Annotated in this window: 18 protein-coding genes; 5 read left to right on the forward strand and 13 right to left on the reverse strand. The window is 66.3% G+C overall.

The annotated features are described in order from the left end of the window. Positions 1–9: 9 nt before the first annotated feature. The 3 genes from flgJ (at position 10) to flgL (ending at position 4,212) form a co-directional block, all read left to right on the forward strand. On the forward strand, positions 10–927 hold the full coding sequence (gene flgJ / locus H162_RS0117545) for a flagellar assembly peptidoglycan hydrolase FlgJ (RefSeq protein ID WP_020654797.1): 918 nt from the start codon (positions 10–12) through the stop codon (positions 925–927). An 89-nt stretch (positions 928–1,016) separates the two neighbouring features. After that, entirely contained in the window at positions 1,017–2,978 is a 1,962-nt protein-coding gene (gene flgK / locus H162_RS0117550; RefSeq protein ID WP_020654798.1) for a flagellar hook-associated protein FlgK, read from the forward strand. A 10-nt stretch (positions 2,979–2,988) separates the two neighbouring features. Then, on the forward strand, positions 2,989–4,212 hold the full coding sequence (gene flgL / locus H162_RS0117555) for a flagellar hook-associated protein FlgL (protein ID WP_020654799.1): 1,224 nt from the start codon (positions 2,989–2,991) through the stop codon (positions 4,210–4,212). A 159-nt stretch (positions 4,213–4,371) separates the two neighbouring features. On the opposite strand, the gene fliR is transcribed toward flgL, so the two are convergent. The 13 genes from fliR to fliF form a co-directional block, all read right to left on the reverse strand. Beyond that, positions 4,372–5,175 carry a flagellar biosynthetic protein FliR gene (gene fliR, locus H162_RS0117560; protein WP_020654800.1) on the reverse strand — a complete coding sequence of 268 codons (804 nt, stop codon included), beginning with the start codon at positions 5,173–5,175 and terminating at the stop codon, positions 4,372–4,374. 15 nt (positions 5,176–5,190) lie between these two features. Beyond that, positions 5,191–5,460, reverse strand: a complete 270-nt coding sequence (fliQ, locus tag H162_RS0117565; RefSeq protein WP_020654801.1) for a flagellar biosynthesis protein FliQ — start codon at positions 5,458–5,460, stop codon at positions 5,191–5,193. A 9-nt stretch (positions 5,461–5,469) separates the two neighbouring features. Continuing rightward, positions 5,470–6,210, reverse strand: a complete 741-nt coding sequence (gene fliP / locus H162_RS0117570) for a flagellar type III secretion system pore protein FliP (RefSeq protein ID WP_020654802.1) — start codon at positions 6,208–6,210, stop codon at positions 5,470–5,472. Beyond that, positions 6,200–6,895: a flagellar biosynthetic protein FliO gene (gene fliO / locus H162_RS0117575; RefSeq protein WP_020654803.1), complete on the reverse strand. Its 696-nt coding sequence runs from the start codon at positions 6,893–6,895 to the stop codon at positions 6,200–6,202. Before fliO ends, fliP begins: the two co-directional genes overlap by 11 nt. Then, on the reverse strand, positions 6,892–7,326 hold the full coding sequence (gene fliN, locus H162_RS0117580; RefSeq protein WP_020654804.1) for a flagellar motor switch protein FliN: 435 nt from the start codon (positions 7,324–7,326) through the stop codon (positions 6,892–6,894). The genes fliO and fliN overlap by 4 nt, the downstream gene beginning before the upstream one ends. Positions 7,327–7,351: 25 nt before the next feature. Further along, a complete protein-coding gene (gene fliM / locus H162_RS0117585) occupies positions 7,352–8,335 on the reverse strand; it encodes a flagellar motor switch protein FliM (RefSeq protein WP_020654805.1) in 984 nt (327 codons plus the stop codon). A gap of 9 nt (positions 8,336–8,344) precedes the next feature. Continuing rightward, positions 8,345–8,878 carry a flagellar basal body-associated protein FliL gene (gene fliL / locus H162_RS0117590; protein WP_020654806.1) on the reverse strand — a complete coding sequence of 178 codons (534 nt, stop codon included), beginning with the start codon at positions 8,876–8,878 and terminating at the stop codon, positions 8,345–8,347. Positions 8,879–9,138: 260 nt separating this feature from the next. Beyond that, complete coding sequence (locus H162_RS32735; RefSeq protein WP_020654807.1) at positions 9,139–10,407, reverse strand: flagellar hook-length control protein FliK; 1,269 nt, start codon at positions 10,405–10,407, stop codon at positions 9,139–9,141. A 7-nt stretch (positions 10,408–10,414) separates the two neighbouring features. Beyond that, complete coding sequence (gene fliJ, locus H162_RS0117600) at positions 10,415–10,855, reverse strand: flagellar export protein FliJ (protein ID WP_020654808.1); 441 nt, start codon at positions 10,853–10,855, stop codon at positions 10,415–10,417. Between the two features lie 40 nt (positions 10,856–10,895). Next, entirely contained in the window at positions 10,896–12,338 is a 1,443-nt protein-coding gene (gene fliI / locus H162_RS0117605) for a flagellar protein export ATPase FliI (RefSeq protein ID WP_371846849.1), read from the reverse strand. After that, on the reverse strand, positions 12,323–13,042 hold the full coding sequence (gene fliH / locus H162_RS0117610; protein WP_020654810.1) for a flagellar assembly protein FliH: 720 nt from the start codon (positions 13,040–13,042) through the stop codon (positions 12,323–12,325). Before fliH ends, fliI begins: the two co-directional genes overlap by 16 nt. After that, positions 13,042–14,046, reverse strand: coding sequence for a flagellar motor switch protein FliG (gene fliG / locus H162_RS0117615; protein ID WP_020654811.1), 1,005 nt, complete (start codon positions 14,044–14,046; stop codon positions 13,042–13,044). Before fliG ends, fliH begins: the two co-directional genes overlap by 1 nt. After that, positions 14,039–15,730 carry a flagellar basal-body MS-ring/collar protein FliF gene (fliF, locus tag H162_RS0117620; RefSeq protein WP_026354785.1) on the reverse strand — a complete coding sequence of 564 codons (1,692 nt, stop codon included), beginning with the start codon at positions 15,728–15,730 and terminating at the stop codon, positions 14,039–14,041. Before fliF ends, fliG begins: the two co-directional genes overlap by 8 nt. A gap of 188 nt (positions 15,731–15,918) precedes the next feature. On the opposite strand from fliF, the gene fliE reads away from it, so the two are divergent. Continuing rightward, positions 15,919–16,275 carry a flagellar hook-basal body complex protein FliE gene (gene fliE, locus H162_RS0117625; RefSeq protein WP_020654813.1) on the forward strand — a complete coding sequence of 119 codons (357 nt, stop codon included), beginning with the start codon at positions 15,919–15,921 and terminating at the stop codon, positions 16,273–16,275. 616 nt (positions 16,276–16,891) lie between these two features. Further along, positions 16,892–17,087: transposase (locus H162_RS31190; RefSeq protein ID WP_503826192.1), on the forward strand; the 196-nt coding region annotated here is incomplete at its 3' end.

The raw sequence follows: 17,087 nt of genomic DNA on the forward strand, positions 1-17,087 counted from the left end.
AACCGCATCATGATCGCCTCGACCTCCACCGACCTGTCTTCCAAGTTCGCCCTCGATACCCAGGGTTTGGGCGAACTCAAGAAAGGCGCGAAAACCGGTTCCCCGGCCGCGCTGAAGGAGGCAGCCACCCAGTTCGAGGCGATGTTCATCAACATGATGATGAAGAGCATGCGCGACGCCACGCCGCAGGAGGGCATGCTCGACAACGAGCAGACCAAGACCTTCACCGGCATGCTGGACCAGCAGACTAGCCAGAACCTGGCCAAGCGCGGCATGGGCCTGGCCGACGTGCTGGTGCGCCAGCTGGGCGCCCAGAACATGGGCCAGCAGGCGCTGGCGATCGGCGCCGACGGCAAGGGCGGCAAGGACATGCCGGCGCCGATGGATGCCGCCACCATGATCAAGACCGGCGCTCCCGCGGCCGGCGCGCCGGCGCTGCCGCTGACCACGGCCACGGGCCGGGTCCAGGCGCCGCATGTGCGCTCGTTCCAGGAAAAGCTGCACGTCCACGCGGCCGAGGCCGAGCGCGCCACCGGCGTGCCGGCCAAGTTCATGCTGGGCCAGGCCGCGCTCGAAACCGGCTGGGGCAAGCGCATGATCCGCAACGCCGATGGCAGCGACAGCAACAACCTGTTCGGCATCAAGGCCGGCCCCAACTGGAAGGGCAAGGTCGCCACCGCCGTCACCACCGAGTACGTGAACGGCCGGCCGCAGACCAGGGTGGAAAAGTTCCGCGCGTACGACTCACCGGCCGACTCGTTCAAGGATTACGCGAAGCTGCTGGCCAATAATTCGCGTTATGAAAAAGTCATCGACAGCGGCGGCGATGCGGCCGCCTTCGCCCAGGGCCTGCAGCGCGCCGGCTATGCGACCGACCCGCATTACGCGACCAAGCTGACCCGTATCATCAAGAATTCGCTGGCCTGACCGGACGGGACTAGCCTGGAGTTGCAAGAGTGACTTCAAGTTTTCAGAAAAGCTGCCGTTGACAGCATCGTTAGAGAAAGAAAAACACCATGTCCGGTAATCTCCTCAGCATAGGCAAGAGCGGTCTGTTCGCTGCGCAGGCGGGCCTGGCCACGACCGGCAACAACATCACCAATGCCAACGTGGCCGGCTACAGCCGCCAGGTGGTGATCCAGGCCACCACCGCGTCGCTCGCGACCAACGCCGGCTTCATGGGTACCGGCACCAAGATCGCCCAGATCAAGCGCTACAGCGACGAGTTCCTGAACGCCCAGGTGCGCACCGCCCAGGCCAGCACCGCCGGCTTCGACTCCTATCACACGCAGATCAAGCAGATCGACAACCTGTTGGCCGACCAGACCGCCGGCCTGTCGCCGACCCTGCAGGGTTTCTTCAGGGGCATCCAGGACATGGCCTCCAACCGCGCCTCGGTCGCGTCGCGCCAGTCGATGCTGTCGGCGGCGCAGACCATGGCCGCGCGCTTCCAGTCGCTGAATGGCCGTCTCGAGGAGCTGAAAGCCGGCGTGAACACCCAGATCGAGTCGCACGTCACGGTGGTCAACACCTATGCCTCGGAGATCGCCAAGCTGAACGACCAGATCAGCAAATACGGCACCCAGGAGCGCGCGCCGAACGACCTGCTCGACCGGCGCGACCAGCTGGTGCTGGAATTGAACAAGCACGTCAAGGCCAATGTCACCCCGGGCGACAACAACACCATCCGGGTGACGATCGGCAACGGCCAGCCGCTGGTGATGGGCGACCAGGCCTACCAGCTGGCGGCGGTCAAGTCGCCGACCGACCAGACCCGCGTGGAAGTCGGCTACGCGACCGGCAACGGGCAGGTCTCGATCCTGCCGTCCGGCGCCCTCGGCGGCGGCGAGCTGGGCGGCATCCTGGATTTTCGCAAGAACAGCCTGGACTCCGCCCAGAGCGCGCTCGGCAAGATCGCGATCGGCATGGCGATCGAATTCAACAAGCAGCACAAGCTGGGCCTGGACATGGAAGGCAAGCCGGGCGCGGCCTTCTTCGCCGAGTCGCAGGCCTTCGTGGGCAAGAACGTCAACAACGGCACCAGCAGCACCACCGATGTGACGGCCAAGGTCACCGACCCGAGCAAGCTGGTGGACAGCGACTACAAGGTCGAATTCGACGGCACCTATTACAACGTGATCCGCCTGTCGGACAACAAGCCGACCCGGATCGACCCGTACGATCCCGCCGGCACCACCCAGGTCGTGGACGGCGTCGAGTTCACGATCTCGGGCCTGGCCCAGGCCAAGGACAACTTCCTGGTGCGTCCGACCGTCAACGGCGCGGGCGACTTCAAGGTGCTGGCCAGCGACGTGTCGCAGATCGCGGCCGCGGCGCCGATCGTGGGCAACGTGCCGACTTCCAACAAGGGCAGCGGCAAGATCACCGAGGTCAAGGTCGGCGACAACTTCCTGGCCGGCCCGCCGCCGCTGCCGGTGACCCTGTCCTTCGACAGCGCCAGCGGCGACCTGACCGGCTTCCCGGCCGGGTTCCCGGTGAGCGTGGTCGACTCCAGCGGCAAGGACATCACCCCGATCCCGCCGGCCACCGTCAAGTTCGTCGCCGGCGCCACCTATACCTTCGGCGGCGCCAGCGTGACCCTGGGCGGCGCGCCGGGCAATGGCGATACCTTCGAGATCAAGAGCAATGTCAGCGGCGCCAACGGCGATACCCGCAACATCGAGCTGCTGGGCGCGCTGCAGACCAAGAACATCTTCAACAACAATAGCGCGACCTTCCAGTCGTCCTATGCCCAGCTGGTCAGCTCGGTCGGCAACAAGACCCGCGAGGTCGAAGTGAACGCCGAGGCCGGTTACGCGCTGCTGGCCCAGGTCGAAGGCGCCGCGCTGGACGTCTCGGGTGTCAACCTGGACGAGGAAGCGACCAACCTGGTCAAGTACCAGCAGTCCTACCAGGCAGCCGGCAAGGTGATGCAGATCGCCGGCACCATCTTCGACACGCTGTTGTCGATCGGATAAGGAATTCATCATGCGCCTCAGTACCCTGAATATCTACAAGTCCGCGACCAACCAGCTCGGCACCCTGCAAAGCGCGCTGGCGCGCACCCAGATGCAGCTGTCGACCCAGAAACGCATGCTGAGCCCGGCGGACGATCCGGTGGCGGCGGCGCGCGCGCTGGAAGTGAGCCAGTCGCAGGAGATGAACCTGCAGTTCGCGACCAACCGCAGCAATGCGCGCTCCTCGCTGTCGCTGGTGGAGGATTCGCTGCAGAATGCCGGCGACCTGCTCCAGGACATCCAGCAGCTGGCGGTCAATGCCGGCAACGCCACCATGCTGCCGAGCGACCGCGAGGCGCTGGCCACCGAGCTCGAAGGGCGCCTGGCGGACCTGCTGGGGGTGGCCAATTCCACCGACGGCTCGGGCGGCTACCTGTTCTCCGGCTACATGGCGACCACCCAGCCGTTCTCCCAGACCCCGACCGGCGCCCAGTACAACGGCGACCAGGGCCAGCGCAACCTGCAGGTGGGCGCCTCGCGCAAGATCCCGCTGTCGGCCTCGGGCAGTGCGATCTTCGAGGGCGGCCTGACCGGCAACGGCAGCTTCCAGACCCAGGCGGCCGGCGCCAATACCGGCGGCGGCATCATCTCGTCCGGCTCGGTGACCGACCGCGCCGCGCTGACCGGGAACGACTACGCGCTGAGCTTCACGGTGGCCGGCACGCCCGCGGTGACCACGTATAGCGTCAACAACATGAGCTCGGCCCCGCCGACGCCGGTGCTGGTCAACCAGCCTTACGAGCCGGGCAAGCAGATCGTCTTCGACGGACTGAGCTTCGACATCAAGGGCGCGCCGGCCAATGGCGACAGCTTCACGATCGAGCCGAGCGAGCGGCAGTCGGTGTTCACCACCGTGACCGACATGATCGCCGCGCTGCGCGCGCCGGCCGACGGCACGGGCGGCAAGGCGGCCCTGACGAACAACCTGAACAGCGCGCTGGACAACCTGAAATCGGCGCACGACAACGTGCTGACGGTGCAGGCCTCGGTGGGGGCGCACATGAAGGAGCTGGACTACCTCGACAGCGCGGGGGACGACCTCGACATCCATTACGCCAGCACCCTGTCGGACCTGCAGGACCTGGATGCGGTCAAGGCGGTGTCGGAGTTCGAGCAGCAGAAGCTGACCTTGCAGGCGGCGCAGCTGTCGTTCAAGACGATGTCGGGCTTGTCGCTGTTCAACTACATCGGATAAGCCGGGCAGGATGGAAAAACGGCGCCGATGGCGCCTTTTTTTCGCTTGCAGGGATGTAGGGTGGGCGGGTTTCCCGCCCACGCGTCCAACTACAGTATGCGTTGCCGCAGCGCGCCTGTGATTTGAACGCGTGGGCAGCGAAGCTGCCCACCCTACGTCCTACCGTGGTGCCGTTGCCGGTGCGGCCCCCGCCCGCGGCACCGCGCGTCCCGCCTCGATCCCCTGGTTGAACAGGTTGAGGATCGGCGTCCCCAGGTAAGGCAGGGCCAGGCTCAGGGTCAGGAAGCCCACCCCCAGCGTGATCGGAAACCCGATGCCGAAGATGTTCAGGGCCGGCGCCGCGCGCGTCAGGATGCCGAGGGCCACGTTGGTGATCAGGAGCGCCGCCACGATCGGCAGCGACAGCTGCAGCCCGGCCGAGAAGATGCGCCCGCCCCAGCGCACCAGTTCCAGCGGCGCGTTGCCCGAGAACGGGGTGCTGGAGATGGGGAGGCTGACGAAGCTTTCCGCCAGCGCCGCCAGCAGCACCAGGTGGGCGTTCACGGCCAGGAAGACCATGGTCGCCACCAGCGCCATGAACTGGCTGATCGCGCCCGAGCGGCCGCGCGTGTTGGGGTCGAAGAAGACGGCGAAGCTGAAACCCATGGTCGAGCTGGCGACCTCGCCCGCGAACTCGATCGCCGCGAACACGATGCGCATCGCAAAGCCCATCGCCACGCCGATCAGGAGTTCCTTCACCAGGATCAGCAGGCCGGCCCAGGAAGTCGGATCGGCCGCCGGTAGCGCCGGCACGGTGGGGGCGATGACGGTCGCCAGCAGCACGCCGAGCGCGACCTTGACCGAGACCGGCACCGCGGCATTGCCGAACAGGGGCGCGGCCGCGATCAGCCCGAGGATGCGGGTGAGCGGCCACAGCAGCCCCGCGATCCAGGCGTTCATCTCCGCCGCGGTGAGCGTCAGCATCGTGTCGCGGCTACCTTATCCGATCAGGCCGGGAATCCCGGTGAACACCTGCCGCATGTAGTCGAGCATCACCGACAGCATCCACGGCCCGGCCACGACCAGCGCAACAAAAATGCCGATCAGCTTCGGGATGAAGGACAGGGTGGCTTCGTTGATCTGGGTGGCGGCCTGGAAGATGCTGACGATCAGGCCGATGATCAGGGCCACCAGCAGCAGCGGGGCCGACACCATCAGGGTCACCTCCATGGCCGTGCGGCCCATGGTCATCACGCTTTCGGGAGTCATCTCGGTTCCTCAGTAGAAGCTCTGGGACAGCGAACCCAGCAGGAGTTGCCAGCCGTCCACCAGCACGAACAGCATCAGCTTGAACGGCAAGGCGATCACGGCCGGCGACATCATCATCATACCCATCGACATCAGGACCGAGGCCACCACCATGTCGATGATCAGGAAGGGGATGAAGATCGCGAAGCCGATCTGGAACGCGGTCTTCAGTTCGCTGGTGACGAAGGCCGGAATCAGCACCCGCAGCGGGATGTCCTCGGGGCCCTGCAGGGCCGGCGAGCGCGAGATCTTGACGAACAGCGCCAGGTCGGACTGGCGGGTCTGCTTGACCATGAATTCCTTGAGCGGCACCACGCCGCGGTTCATGGCCTCGGTCATCTGGATCCTGTTTTCCTGCAGCGGGACATAGGCCTCGCCGTAGATGCGGTCGAACGTCGGCCCCATCACGAACAGGGTCAGGAACAGGGCCAGGCCGACCATCACCTGGTTCGGCGGCGCGGTCTGGGTGCCGAGCGCCTGGCGCAGCAGGGACAGCACGATGATGATGCGGGTGAAGCTGGTCATCATCAGGAGCGCGGCCGGCAGGAAGGTCAGCGCGGTCAGCAGCAGCAGGGTCTGGACCGGCAGCGAGTAGGAGGTGCCGCCGCCGGGAGCGGGGCTGCTGACGAAGGCCGGGACGCCGGGCTGGGCCGCCACCGCCAGCGGCAGCAGGATCAGCCCTGCCGCCAGCAGGAGGTTCTTATTTCGCATTGCGTTTGTCGATCGTGTTCTTGAGCCAGTCGGAGAAGTTCGCCGCCGGCGAGGCATGGGTGGCCGGCACGGCGTCGAATGCCGCGCCTTCCTGGCGCGGCAGGGTGGCCAGTGCGTTGATGCGGCCCGGCGAGGCGCCGACCACGATCCACTGGTCGCCGACCTCGACCACCATGATGCGTTCGCGCCCGCCGATGTTGAGCGCGCCGACCAGTTTCAGGTTGGTGCCGCTGCCGGCCATGCGCGGACCGAAGCGCTTCAGGAACCAGGCCAGGCCGCCCAGCACGGCCAGCACCAGGGCCAGGGCCAGGATGGTCTGCAGCAGGCTGCCGGCGGCCGGCGTGGACGCCGGGCCGGGCAGGGCGACCTGGGGCGCCGGCGCCGGGGTGGCAGGCTGCTGCGCCGACGTGGCGGGCGCTTGCTTCGCCGCATCGCCAGGCAGGGGCGCGGTCGGCGGGACCTCGGCGGCGGGTATGGTCGACGGGGCGGGAAGGGCGGGGGAAGGCGGACGGCCGGCGGTGGTTTCACCGGCCTGGCGCGGGGTGGCGGCGTCTGGCTGGGCCGCCGGCGCGGGCTGGGCGCCGGCAAACAGCGGCGCCAGCAGCAGTGCGGTCACGACGGCACGACACGCTTTTGCGGCGGTGGTGGTGCGCTTGTTGCGGGCAAAAGCGTTGCGCTGGGTCATTTATTCAGTTTTCTGATCCGTTCCGATGGCGTGATGATATCAGTCAGGCGAATACCGAACTTGTCGTTCACGACCACCACCTCGCCCTGGGCGATCAGGCAGCCGTTGACCAGCACGTCCATCGGCTCGCCGGCCAGGCCATCCAGTTCGACCACCGACCCCTGCGCCAGCTGCAGCAGGTTCTTGATGGCGATCTTGGTGCGGCCCAGTTCCACGGTCAGCTGGACCGGGATGTCGAGGATGAAGTCGATGTCGTTCGGCGTCTCGTTGCGCGTGCCCTTGTTCGAGAAATCCTTGAACACGGCGGCGGTCGCGGTCGCCTGCTGCTGTTGCTGGCGTTCCAGCGCCGCCGCTTCGGCCGCGGCCTGCTCGGCGATCGCGGCGCCCCAATCGTCGTCGAGGCTGCTCTGGTCGTCCTGGTTGTCAGACATGGTCTCTCCTGTGTTGCTCAGCTGCTTACTTGTTGAAGGTATCGCTGTTGGCGAGCAGTTTCTCGACCTTCAGCGCATATTGTCCGTTGAAAACGCCGTAACTGCAGTCCATCACGGGCACGCCGTCGACGGTGGCCTGGATGGTTTCCGGCACGCTGATCGGGATCACGTCGCCGATCTTCATGTTCAGGATCTCGTCGAAGTTCGCCTTGCCGTGGCCGAGCATGGCCACCAGCTCGACTTCGGCGACCTGGATCTGCTGCGTCATCAGGCGCACCCAGCGCTTGTCGACTTCCAGCGCCTCGCCCTGGATGCTCGAGGTCAGCGCGTCGCGGATCGGCTCGATCATCGAGTAGGGCATGCAGAAGTGGATCTGGCCCGACACCGAGCCGAGCTCGACGGTAAAGGTGCAGGACACCACGACCTCGTTCGGGGTCGCGATGTTGGCGAACTGGGTGTTCATCTCGGAACGGATGTACTCGAACTCGATCGGGTACACCGGTTCCCACGACTTGGCATAGGCCTCGAACACGATATCGAGGATGCGCATGATGATGCGCTGCTCGGTCTGGGTAAAGTCGCGGCCCTCGACGCGGGTGTGGAAGCGCCCGTCGCCCCCGAACAGGTTGTCCACCAGCAGGAACACCAGGCCCGGATCGAACACCATCAGGGCGGTGCCGCGCAGCGGCTTCATGTGGATCAGGTTCAGGTTGGTGGGGACCACCAGGTTGCGGATGAACTCGCTGTACTTCGAGACCCGCACCGAACCCACCGAGACTTCGGCGCTGCGGCGCAGGAAATTGAACAGGCCGACCCGCAGGTACCTGGCGAAACGCTCGTTGATGATCTCGAGCGTCGGCATGCGGCCGCGCACGATGCGCTCCTGCGTCGCCAGGTTGTAGGTGCGTACTCCCGAGGTGTCTTCAGGCGCCGCGATGTCGTCCTGATCGCCGTTGACCCCCTTGAGGAGGGCATCGACTTCTTCCTGTGAGAGGAAATTATCGGCCATGGTGCTTCTTTACTGGATGATAAACGAGGTAAATAGTACGTCGGTCACTTCCTGTTCGTCGCCGTGCTTCTCGAACGGTTCCTTGACGGCGGCCTGGATCTCGCTGGCGAGCTGCTGCTTGCCTTCCACGCTGCTGATGTCCGACGCCTTCTTGCTGGACAGGAGCAGCAGCACGCGGTTGCGCACCATCGCCATGTTGTCCTTGACCAGCTGGACCTGTTCCGGCCCTTCGATTTGCAGGGTGAACTGTACCTGAAGGTATTGCTCGCCGTTTTCCGGTTGCAGGTTGACGGTGAAGGACTCGATCGGGACGTACTCCGGCTTGGCGCTGTCGTCCTTCTTTTTCTTCTTCTTGTGTTCCTTGGCCGACACTTCCTCGCCGCCGTCGTGCGACTGGGTGAAGTACCAGCCGCCGCCGGCGCCGCCGGCCAGCACCAGGACCGCGGCCGCGATCATGATCATCAGCTTTTTCTTCGAGCCGGCCGGCGCTGCTGCCGCCGCGTCCGCTTTCGGATCGGCCTTCGTTTTCGGGTTCGCTTTCAAGATGCCTCTGCTATGTACTCGTTACTGCCAGGTGATCGGGTCCGTCATTATGGCATTGTGCGGGAAAGATGCACCCGGGCAAGCCTCGAAAAGAAGGAAGAAGGGGTGGTATTCCCGCTGATTGTTGCGCAGGCGCGATGACGGAATGGAAATGTAGAAGCTGGCTCGTCGGTGGGCGGATTTCCCGCCCGCGCGGTGACCGTTTTCGGCGCCGTTCCAGCGTACGGGTCGGCTGACGCAGCTTGAACGCGTCGGCGGCGCTAGGCGAAGGTGTCGACCATGCCACGCTCGCCCAGTGCGACCGTGCGGGTTGCGCGCGGCGCGCCCTCGGAGGCCGAAGCGCCGCCGTCGCGGCCGCTGCCCGTCAGGCCGTGGCCGCCGGAGCGGCGCTCGGCGCCGTCCTGCGAGGCCTGGCGCTGGTCCGGCATGCCGGCATCGACCGTCGCGTTGCCCAGTGCGATGCCGCTTTCGCTCATCATCTCACGCAGGCGCGGGATGGCGTTTTCCAGGGCCTGGCGCACTTCCATCTGGTTCGACGAGAAGGCCACGCTGGCCTGGTCGTTGCTCACGTTGAGCACCACCTGCACCGGGCCGAGGTCCGGCGGGTTCAGGGTCAGGGTGGCGGCCTGTTCCTTGCCCAGCATGTAGACGATGCGCTGGCTGACCTGGTTGTCCCAGGCCTGGGTGCCGACCCGGGCCGGGATGCGGTCGGCCATGGCGGCCGGGTTCTGCACCGCTTCCAGCCTGGCGGCCTGGGCCTGCAGCTGGGTGATGGCCGGGGTGGCTTCCTGGGTGGCGGCCTGCTGGGTCGCTTCGCGCAGCTGGGCCTGGAACTGGACGGCATCCAGCTGGGCCTTCGGCAACGCGGTCTCCAGCGTCGCGCCCTGCTGGGCGGTGCGCAGCTCGGCCGGCGCCTGCTGGACGCCGCTGGCCAGGGCCAGGCCGGCGTTCGCGTCCTGCGCCAGGGGATCGTCGGCCGCCACGGTCGCGGCGCCATCCCCGGCAAGCGGGGTGGCCAGCGCGGCCAGGTCCAGCGCGGCGCCGCCGCCGGCCGGGAGCGCATCCTGGGCGGCCTCGGCGCCCGGCGCCGCCGGCGTCGCCGGCGCCGGCTGGGCCAGGCTGGCCATGTAGGCCAGCATGTCGGTCACCGGCGTGGCGGCGGCCTGCGCGGCGGCGGCGGCGCCGGCGGCGTCTTCCGCCTGTTCCGCAGCCTCGCCGGCAGCCTCGGCGCCCTTGTCCTGCGCGGCTTCGTTCGGCTGGGCCGGCTTGGCCGCTTCGCGCACGGCGCTGCGCTGCGCCTGGGCCGGCCTGTCGGCGGATTGCGCCTTGTTCGGCTGGGCCGGCTTGTTCTGGGCCGCGGCCGGGACCGGGGCTTGCTGCTGCGTCAGGTGCTGGCGCTGCGCCAGCTCGCGCGACAGGGTGTCGCCGAAGGCCTTGCCGCCATCCGAAGCGGCGCCCGGCAGGACCGGGGCGCGCTGCGGCTGGGCGCCGGAAACCTGGAACGGAAGGGAGTTGGTGTGCATCGTCATGTTGGTCTCAGCGTTTGTAGAAGGCGCCACGGGCCGCGTGGTCGTCCATCAGTTTCTGGTCGCGCTTGTTTTCGATCCGGAGCGCTTCCAAGGCCGCCCGTTCGTTCAGGGTGCGGTAGGACAGGCGCTTGCGCTCGCTTTCCTGCCATGTGGATTTTTCCTTGTCGGCCTTGTACTTCGCATGCTTGAGGACTTCGCGCTGGCCGTTGATCGCGTTGTCGAGCTTGCCGATGAAGGCGACGAAATTGTGGTACGCGAAGGGCGTGATGCCTGCCGCCTGGGCGGCGTCGAGCTTGCGCGCGTATTCGTCGCGGTAGCCGAGCAGCATCTCGTGCTTCTGCTCGGCTTCCTCGACGGCCTTGAGGGCCGCGCCGAGGCGTTTGGCGGCAGCGTCGGAATCGCGCTGGGCCAGGTCGATCAGTGTGTCGAGGGCGGATGCTTGAGCCATGTTGGATCACAGTATAGTGCCATGAAGCATCCTTTCATCATCAGAATAGAGAGGTAAGTTGCCCCAAGCTCTCCAGCAGGCTGGCGTTGTCGTGGATTTCCTGGCACAGGAATTCCTCGATCTGGCCGTGCTTGGCGATCGCCTGGTCGAGCACCGGATCGCTGCCGGCGGCGTAGGCGCCGACGCTGATCAGGTCGCGCGAACGCTGGTAGCGCGAGTACAGCTGCTTGAGCTTGCGCGCCGCCAGCTGGTGCTCGTGGGTGGTGATCGAATGCATCGCGCGCGAGATCGACTGTTCGATGTCGATCGCCGGGTAGTGGCCGGCCTCGGCCAGGTGGCGGTTCAGCACGATGTGGCCGTCCAGGATGCCGCGCGCCGCATCGGCGATCGGGTCCTGCTGGTCGTCGCCCTCGGACAGCACGGTGTAGAAGGCGGTGATCGAGCCGCCGCCCTCGAGGCCGTTGCCGGCGCGTTCCACCAGTACCGGCAGCTTGGCGAACACCGACGGCGGATAGCCCTTGGTGGCGGGTGGCTCGCCGATCGCGAGCGCGATCTCGCGCTGCGCCATCGCATAGCGGGTCAGCGAATCCATGATCAGGAGCACGTTCTTGCCCTGGTCGCGGAAGTGCTCGGCGATCGCGGTGGCGTAGGCCGCGCCCTGCAGGCGCATCAGCGGCGGCGCATCGGCCGGCGCGGCCACCACGGCCGAGCGGGCGCGTCCTTCCGGCCCCAGGATTTGCTCGATGAATTCCTTCACTTCGCGGCCCCGTTCGCCGATCAGGCCGACCACGATCACTTCGGCTTCGGTGTAGCGCGCGATCATCCCGAGCAGCACCGACTTGCCCACGCCGGTGCCGGCGAACAGGCCCAGGCGCTGGCCGCGGCCGACCGTCAGCATGGCGTTGATGGCGCGCACGCCGACGTCGAGGGTGGTCTTGATCGGGGCGCGGTCGAGCGGGTTGACCGGGCGCGCATTGATCGGCGCCATCTCGTGGGTGCCGAGCGGTCCCAGGCCGTCGAGCGGGCGGCCGGCGCCGTCCACCACCCGGCCCAGCAGCTGCTCGCCGACCGGCAGGTGGCGCGCGCGGTCGCTCGGGCGGCGGCGCGGATGCGGCACGCTGCCCGGTTTCGGCAGGGCGCTCTCGACCGGGAACACGCGCGAGCCGGGCACCACGCCCTCGACGTCGGATTGCGGCATCAGGAACAGGCGCTCGCCCTCGAAGCCGACCACTTCGGCCTCGATCCGGTTGCCGTTCGCGGTCGGGATGGTGCAGGCGCTGCCAACCGCCAGGCGCAGGCCGACGCATTCCATCACCAGCCCGGCCACGCGCGTGACGCGGCCCGAGACCTGCATCGCTTCGGCGAAGCCGACCAGGGCGTCGCAGTCGCGCAGGTAGGATTTCCAGCGCGCGGTGTGGCGGTCGGCGGGTTCCGCGGGGGCGGCGCCGGGCATGGCGGAGACGGTCATTACTGGCCCATCCATTCGATGTTGGCGCCCAGCGCGTGGGTCAGGCGCTGCCAGCGGGCGCCGGCCTGGGCGTCGATCTGGTTGCTCGCGGTCTCGACCTTGCAGCCGCCGCGCGCGAGCTGGCTGTCTTCGACGATGCGCCAGCCGCCCTTGACGAGTTCATCGCCCATGCCCTGGCGCACGATGAGGGCGTCTTCCGGGTGCAGGCTCAGGATCGCCGGCTGCTGCAGCACCGGCAGGTAGCCGATCGCTTCGCGCACCACCGGCAGGATCAGTTCGGGACGCACGTCGAAGGCGGTGCGCACCATGCCGCGCGCCAGGCGCAGCGCCAGTTCCAGCACGTCGGCCGCGATCGTCTCGTCGGCCTGGGCGACCGCGTCGCCGAAGGTGGCGGCGATCGAGCGCAGGTGTTCGAGTTCGTTCGAGGCCTCCGCCTGGCCGGCTTCGGCGCCGTCGGCGTAGCCCTGGGTGCGGCCTTCGGCATAGCCCTGTTCGCGGCCTTCGGCGAGGCCGCGCGCATGGGCTTCGGCATAGGCGGCCTGGCGGATCGCCTCGAGTTCCTCTTCGCTCGGCAGCACCACGTGCGGCACCGGCGGCGGCGCGGCCGGCGGAGACGGGGCGGCGGCGGCGCGCTGCGCCAGGCTGCTCGGGCGCTCGTCGCCGAAGGAGGCCATTTCCCAGCGCTGGTAGGCGCTCTGCTGTTCTTTCGGAATCACCATCAGACGAACGAATCCTCACCCTTGCCGCCCAGGACGATCTGGCCTTCGTCGGCCAGGCGGCGGACGATCTGCAGGATCTGCTTCTGCTGGGACTCCACTTCGGACAGGCGCACCGGACCCTTCGACTCCAGGTCCTCGCGCATCATTTCGCCGGCACGCTGCGACATGTTCTTGAAAATCTTCTCGCGCAGGTCCTGCGAGGCGCCCTTCAAGGCGATGATCAGCATCTCGGACTGCACTTCGCGCAGCAGCAGCTGGATGCCGCGGTCGTCGATGTCGATGATGTTATCGAACACGAACATCTCGTCCATGATCTTCTGCGCCATGTCGTTGTCGTAGTTCTTGATGTTGTCCATCACCGCCGCTTCCTGGTCGCCGCTCATGAAGTTCAGGATCTCGGCCGCGGTGCGCACGCCGCCCAGCGAGGACTTCTTGATGTGCTCGTTACCCGACAGGAGCTTGGTCAGCACGTCGTTCAGCTCGCGCAGCGCGGCCGGCTGCACGCCGTCCAGGGTGGCGATGCGCAGCACCACGTCGTTGCGCAGGCGTTCGGTGAAGTGTGCCAGGATTTCGCAGGCCTGGTCGCGCTCGAGGTGCACCAGGATGGTGGCGATGATCTGCGGGTGTTCGTTGCGGATCAGTTCCGAGACCGACTGCGCGTCCATCCACTTCAGGCTTTCGATGCCCGAGGCGTCCTTGCCGCCCAGGATGCGGTTGAGCAGCACGGCGGCCTTGTCGTCGCCCAGCGCCTTGGTCAGCACCTGGCGGATGTATTCGTCCGAATCCAGGCCGACGGTCGAGTGCAGGTTGGTCTCCTCGACGAAGTTTTCCAGCACCGACACCACCTGCTCGTGCTGCACCGCCTTCATCTGGGCCATCGCCGCGCCCAGCTTGAGCACTTCGCGCGGGCCGAGGAACTTCATCACCTCGGCCGCTTCGGCCTCGCCCAGCGCCAGCATCAGGATGGCCGCCTTGGTCGTGCCTTCTTTATCCTTGTCACTCATTTGATCCCAACCATGCCTTGATTACGTTTGCGACGATGCGCGGATCTTCGCGCGCCAGGTCCTGCGCCATCTGGAGGTTCGCGCGGTAGCCCATGTCCTGGCGCTGCTTCTCCACTTCCTCTTCCTTCGCCTCGTCCGCCTCGGCGGCCTCTTCGTCGGCGTCTTCCTGGTCCTGCTCCTCTTCCTTTTCCTCCTCGGGGATCGCGGTGGCCTCGTCGAACTTCTTGATCGCGGGGCGCAGCAGCGGGCGCAGGAAGCGGTAGTAGAGGAAGGCGATGACGCCGAACACCAGCAGATAGCGGCCGATCTCCTTGAACAGCGGGAAGTTGGCCGGGTCGCGCCACCAGTCCGGCGCCTGCACCGCCTCGGCCGGCTTGTCGACGCCGTCGAACGGCGCGTTGGTCACGTTCAGGGTGTCGCCGCGCGCCTGGCTGTAGCCCATCGCCTGCTTGACCAGTTCATTGATCTGGGCCACTTCGGCGGCCGACAGCGGACGCACGGTGACCTTGCCGGTGGCGGCGTCGACGCTGCGGCGGTAATTCACGACCACCCCGACCGTCAGGCGCTTGATGCCGCCCATCGGGCGCTGCTCGTAGCGGATGGTCTTGTCGACTTCGAAGTTGGTGGTCGAGTCGCGGCGGCTCGGGCCGGCGCCGGCGGCCTGGCCGTTCGCGGCCTGCTGGCCTTCGATCGGCGCGCTGTTCACGCCCGGCGGCTGGTTCGACAGCGCGCCCGGGATGCCCGAGGCGCCGGCGCCCGGCTGGTTCGATTCCGAGGTCTGCTGGCTGCGGATCGCCTGCGGCTCCGGCGGCGAGTTCGGCTTGTACATCTCGGCCGCGGTATCGACCTGGGCGAAGTCCACCTCGGCGGTCGCCTCGGCGCGCACGTTGCCGTCGCCGACCAGCGGCTTGATGATCGATTCGACCTGCTTGATGATGTTCTGCTGCAGCTGCTCGACGTACTTGAGCTGGTTCGGGTCGAGCTGCTTGCCGCCGGCCGCCTTGTTGGTCGGATCCGACAGCAGGTTGCCGTTCTGGTCGACGACGGTGACGCTGCCGGTGGTCAGTTCCGGCACGCTGGACGCCACCAGGTGCACGATCGCGCTGACCTGGCCCGGATCGAGGGCGCGGCCCGGCTGCAGGTTGAGCAGCACCGAGGCGGTGGGCTTCTGCTGGTCGCGCACGAACACGGACGGCTTCGGCAGGGCCAGGTGCACGCGCGCGGCGCTGACCGAGCCGAGCGACTGGATCGAGCGCGCCAGTTCGCCCTCGAGCGAGCGCTGGTAGTTGACCTGTTCCAGGAACTGGGACACGCCCAGCTTCTGGTTTTCCATCAGCTCGAAGCCGACGTTGCCGCCCTTGGGCAGGCCCTGGGCCGCCAGCTTCAGGCGCAGGTCGTGGATCTGCTCGGCCGGCACCAGGATCGCGGAGCCGCCTTCGGAAAACTTGTACGGCACCCCCATCTGGTCGAGCGAGGCGGTGATCGCGCCGCCGTCGCGGTCGCTGTAGTTCGAGAACAGCACGCGGTACTCCGGCGCCTGGCTCCACATCCAGACCGCGAGCATGACCGCCAGCACGACGGCGATGCCGGCGCCGACCGCGACCCGCTTGCCCATCGTCGTCTGGAAGAAGGTGGGGGCGGGTGCCGGGGGAGTATCGAGGAGGTCGTCCGCTGCTGCTGCCATGGTCTGTTGTCGTAAGGGGGGAGTGGGGCTCAGGCAGCATTATGGAGCCGTAGGGCAACAGTCAAACGTAGAAACAGGGGGTGTTTTACGCCCTTACTCACGTCTCGAACTGGCCCATCCGCTGATATTCTGACAGCCTGAGTCATTTGGTGATGATTCTACAAGGCAACAACCAGCAGGAGAAGAGAATGAGTATTGGCGGCATCGGCGGCATCGACAGCAGCCGGATCCAGGCGATGATGGAGCAGTTGAAGGCGGCGGCGGCCAAGCCGGCGGCGCAGCCGCTCGCGCCGGCCGGGCTGGGCGAGAAGCCGGCGGCCAGGCTCGACTTCGCCGACGCCCTGCACAACACCCTGCAAGGCGTCAGCGACCGCGCCAAGACCGCGGAGAACCTGGGCAAGCGCTTCGCCATGGGCGACGACAGCGTCAGCCTGTCGGACACCATGATCGCCATGCAGAAGTCGAGCATCTCCTTCCAGGCGACGGTCCAGGTGCGCAACAAGCTGGTGTCGGCCTATCACGACATCATGAACATGCAGGTGTGAGATGTGCTGGCGCTGGCACCGGCGTGACGCATTGCCAGGCGCCAGAAAATTATTCGGTCTTTACCGGATAAAAAGCCCTGCAGGCGAAAGCGGAAAATCGGCACGGTGAAAAGCGTGTTAAAAGCCAAGCGTTTTTGCCGGGGTGAATTCGCATTAATTTCCGTAATACTCAAAGGTAATGGCGCTCGCCATGATTATCGCCTTTATCTAACAAAAAAAGCCTCGCAACCCAGGAAGTTCGGGTGTGGTAAATAATTCCAAGTCTTTTGAAGGCTTGCGCCAGGGTTGGCTGCCGCTATTCTGGTAGTCCGTACTTCAAACAGTCTGGAAAAGCAAACGCCGAATCGCAAAAAAGGGGTTGTGGCGATTCCGGATCAGGCGTCGGAAAAGGCTGCAATCAAGCCAGCAATGTGCATCATGTGCTGCTGAGTGCCATTATCTTTTTTCCTTTTGAATAAGCCGGTCATTCATATCACCTTCATTGGCTTTATCAGAATTTTTCTGTTCTAGGAGGGGAATCATGAGCAAGCTTAAGGAAGCACTGATTTAATCGGCGCCACTCCACGGCAGCGAGCTCAGCTGGCACAATAGCGCATCCAATGTTGGCATGTACCTGATGAAGCAATCGACCTTTTCCGACGCCGAGTTCGCCCAGAAGAAGAAGCAGACACGACGCGACCGCTTTCTCGCCGAGATCGAGGCCGTGACGCCGTGGGCGACATTGGTCGCCGCGCTGCTGCCGCACTATCCGAAGGGTGATGGGCGGGGCCGTCCGCCAGTTGGACTGGAGCGCATGCTGCGAATGTACATTG

Source organism: Massilia niastensis DSM 21313, assembly GCF_000382345.1.
GTDB classification, from domain to species: Bacteria; Pseudomonadota; Gammaproteobacteria; order Burkholderiales; family Burkholderiaceae_D; genus Telluria; species Telluria niastensis.

Coding starts and splice junctions, on each gene's coding strand:
- flgJ (WP_020654797.1), top strand. CDS start 10: ATGATCGCCTCGACCTCCACCGACCTGTCTTCCAAGTTCGCCCTCGAT.
- flgK (WP_020654798.1), top strand. CDS start 1,017: ATGTCCGGTAATCTCCTCAGCATAGGCAAGAGCGGTCTGTTCGCTGCG.
- flgL (WP_020654799.1), top strand. CDS start 2,989: ATGCGCCTCAGTACCCTGAATATCTACAAGTCCGCGACCAACCAGCTC.
- fliR (WP_020654800.1), bottom strand. CDS start 5,175: ATGCTGACGCTCACCGCGGCGGAGATGAACGCCTGGATCGCGGGGCTG.
- fliQ (WP_020654801.1), bottom strand. CDS start 5,460: ATGACTCCCGAAAGCGTGATGACCATGGGCCGCACGGCCATGGAGGTG.
- fliP (WP_020654802.1), bottom strand. CDS start 6,210: ATGCGAAATAAGAACCTCCTGCTGGCGGCAGGGCTGATCCTGCTGCCG.
- fliO (WP_020654803.1), bottom strand. CDS start 6,895: ATGACCCAGCGCAACGCTTTTGCCCGCAACAAGCGCACCACCACCGCC.
- fliN (WP_020654804.1), bottom strand. CDS start 7,326: ATGTCTGACAACCAGGACGACCAGAGCAGCCTCGACGACGATTGGGGC.
- fliM (WP_020654805.1), bottom strand. CDS start 8,335: ATGGCCGATAATTTCCTCTCACAGGAAGAAGTCGATGCCCTCCTCAAG.
- H162_RS32735 (WP_020654807.1), bottom strand. CDS start 10,407: ATGACGATGCACACCAACTCCCTTCCGTTCCAGGTTTCCGGCGCCCAG.
- fliJ (WP_020654808.1), bottom strand. CDS start 10,855: ATGGCTCAAGCATCCGCCCTCGACACACTGATCGACCTGGCCCAGCGC.
- fliI (WP_371846849.1), bottom strand. CDS start 12,338: ATGGATGGGCCAGTAATGACCGTCTCCGCCATGCCCGGCGCCGCCCCC.
- fliH (WP_020654810.1), bottom strand. CDS start 13,042: ATGGTGATTCCGAAAGAACAGCAGAGCGCCTACCAGCGCTGGGAAATG.
- fliG (WP_020654811.1), bottom strand. CDS start 14,046: ATGAGTGACAAGGATAAAGAAGGCACGACCAAGGCGGCCATCCTGATG.
- fliF (WP_026354785.1), bottom strand. CDS start 15,730: ATGGCAGCAGCAGCGGACGACCTCCTCGATACTCCCCCGGCACCCGCC.
- fliE (WP_020654813.1), top strand. CDS start 15,919: ATGAGTATTGGCGGCATCGGCGGCATCGACAGCAGCCGGATCCAGGCG.